The following is a 2,734-nucleotide window of genomic DNA, read 5'->3' on the forward strand; positions in this document are numbered from 1 at the left end:
TGCAGGAACGGCGCCTTCGACGGAACTGCCAATCTCCCCCCTTGCGGGGGAGATGTCCGGCAGGACAGAGGGGGGTGTTCAAGCGCCGAACTCGGCAACCTTCCCCTTCCGCGCCGCCACCTTCGGCAACGTCACCGTGGCGCTGGCCCCCGACCGCGGCCGCTCGGCCGACCGCCGCGCCGATTACCACGACCCGACGCTTCCCCCGCGCCACGAGTTGATCGCCTTCGGCCTCTGGCTGCAAAAATCGCTCGGCGCGCATGCCATCATCCATGTCGGCGCGCATGGCACGCTGGAATGGCTGCCAGGCAAGACGGTGGCGCTATCCGACACCTGCTTCCCCGAGATCGTCACTGGGTCGTTGCCGGTCATCTATCCCTTCATCGTCTCCAATCCCGGCGAGGCCGCGCAGGCCAAGCGCCGCATTTCGGCCGTCACGCTTGGCCATCTGCCGCCGCCACTGACCGGCGCAGGCCTCGACGAGGTCCAACAGAAGCTGGAGCGCTTGGTCGATGAATATGCCCAGGCCGACGGCCTCGACCGCCGCCGCCGCGACCGTCTGGCTAGGCTGATCGTCGAGACAGCGCAAAGGACCGGTCTCGCCTCCGAAGCCGGCGTTGCCCGCACAGACGCTCCGGACGAAGCGCTGCGCCGCATCGATGCCTGGCTCTGCGACCTCAAGGATTTCGCCGTCAAGGACGGGCTGCATGTCTATGGCCGCGCGCCGGAGGACGAGGTCGATCCACTGCGCCGGCAAAGCGCCGAGGCTGAGAAGTCTGCCCTGCTCGCCGCGCTCGATGGCCGCCACATCAAGGCAGGTCCCGCCGGCGCGCCGGCGCGTGGTCGCTCCGATGTGCTGCCCACCGGCCGCAATCTCTTCACCGCCGATCCGCGCACCATGCCGACGCCGACTGCTTACGATCTCGGCCAGGCGGCAGCGGAAGAAGTGGTGCGCAGCTATATGCAAAGCCACGGCGACTGGCCGCGCTCGCTGGTCATCGATCTTTGGGGCTCGGCCTCCTTGCGCACGGGCGGCGAGGAGATCGCGCAAGGGTTGGCGCTGATGGGCTGCCGGCCGCAATGGGATGCCGCCACCGGCCGCGTCACCGGCATCGAGGTGCTGCCGCCGGCGGCGCTCGGCCGCCCGCGCGTCGACGTCACCTGGCGCATCTCCGGCCTGTTCCGCGACATGTTTCCGACCCAGATCGCGCTGATCGACGCCGCCGCCAACGCCGTCGCCAGCCGCGACGAGGACGATTCGGAAAATCCCCTCGCCGCTGCGACACGCGCTGAGGGCAAGATCGGCCCGCGCATTTTCGGCACTTCGCCCGGCACCTATGGCGCCGGCGTCGAGGACCTGCTGTCGCGCGGCGAATGGGGCGCGCGCGAAGAGATCGGCCGCGCCTATCTCGACGCGACATCGCACGCCTATGGCGGCGCCGACGGCGAAGCGATCTCCGCGCCCGGCGCTTTCGAGGGACGGATCGCGGAAGCCGATCTCCTTGTCCACACCGGCGACGATCCCGGCCGCGACATCCTCGAGGGCTCGGCCGACGTCGCCTTCATCGGTGGCTTTTCGGCCGCCCTTGCCACGCTTGGCCGGAATGCCGACGTCATCGTGCTCGACACGACCGATCCGAAGAAGCCGAAACCGCGCTCGGTCGGCGATGCAGTATCGCGCGTCGTGCGGGCCCGCGCCGTCAACCCGCGCTTCATCGCCGGCCAGATACGCCATGGCCCGCGCGGTGCCTCCGAATTCGCCGAGACCGTCGATCGGCTGGTCGGTTTCGCCGAAACCACGCATGCCATATCAGGCGCGCTGATCGAGGCCGTACACGACGCCTATGTCGGCGACCCGGACGTGCGCGCCTTCCTGCTGCGCGAGAACCCGGCCGCCGCCAAGGCCATCGCCGAGCGCTTTCTCTCAGCGCGGCGGCGCGGCCTCTGGCATCCGCTCAGGAATTCCATCGACGACGATCTCGCGGCCCTGATTGCCGAGGCCCAGGCAAGCGGGGTGGCGGCATGAACGCCTTTTCGCGCCGCGGCGCCTGCCCTGCGCTGAGCGCACCGATGCAAACCGGCGACGGGCTGCTGGTGCGGCTCAATCCGGTTGCTGGAGGACTTGCCCCGAAGTCGCTGATCGGACTCGGCGAATCCGCCTTGCGCCACGGCAACGGTATCATGGAAGTGACCGCGCGCGGCAGTCTGCAGATCCGTGGTTTGACGGCGGACAGCGCGCGGCTGCTGGCGGCGGAGGTGGATGCGCTTGGCATTGCCGTGCGCAGCGGCGTGCCGGTCGAAGTCGGGCCGCTGGCGGGAATCGATCCGCAGGAGATTGCCGACCCGCGCCCTCTGGCCGAGCGGATCAGGGTGGCGATCGAAGAGGCCGGGCTGACGGCAAGGCTGGGACCGAAGGTGTCGGTGGTTATCGACGGCGGCGGGCAGTTGACAATGGATGCTGTGACGGCCGACGTGAGGCTGAAGGCGGCGCGGACCAGCACTAGCATCCAGTGGAGCGTATCGATTGCCGGCGACGGGCGCAGTGCGAAGCCACTCGCGACAGTCGATGAAGATGCGGCGCGCGACATTGCAGTCGCGGCTCTTCGGATGGTCGCCGAAAAGGGCCGCGAGGCGCACACGCGCGATTTGTCGGAGCGGCAGCTTATTTCACTCGCAAGTTGGCACTCCGTCACCCCCCTCTCTGTCCTGCCGGACATCTCCCCCTCAAGGGGGG

General features: G+C 68.9%; 2 protein-coding genes. Both read left to right on the forward strand.

Features of this window, described 5'->3' with window-relative positions; translation table 11 throughout:
• On the forward strand, positions 1 to 2,026 hold a 2,026-nt coding region (locus FJ417_RS32920; RefSeq protein WP_246687644.1), incomplete at its 5' end, for a cobaltochelatase subunit CobN.
• A partial coding sequence (gene cobG / locus FJ417_RS32925; protein ID WP_140786334.1) for a precorrin-3B synthase occupies positions 2,023 to 2,734 on the forward strand: 712 nt, incomplete at its 3' end. The genes FJ417_RS32920 and cobG, both read left to right, overlap by 4 nt.

The sequence above is a fragment of the Mesorhizobium sp. B3-1-7 genome (assembly GCF_006439385.1).
In the GTDB taxonomy this organism is placed as follows: Bacteria; Pseudomonadota; Alphaproteobacteria; order Rhizobiales; family Rhizobiaceae; genus Mesorhizobium.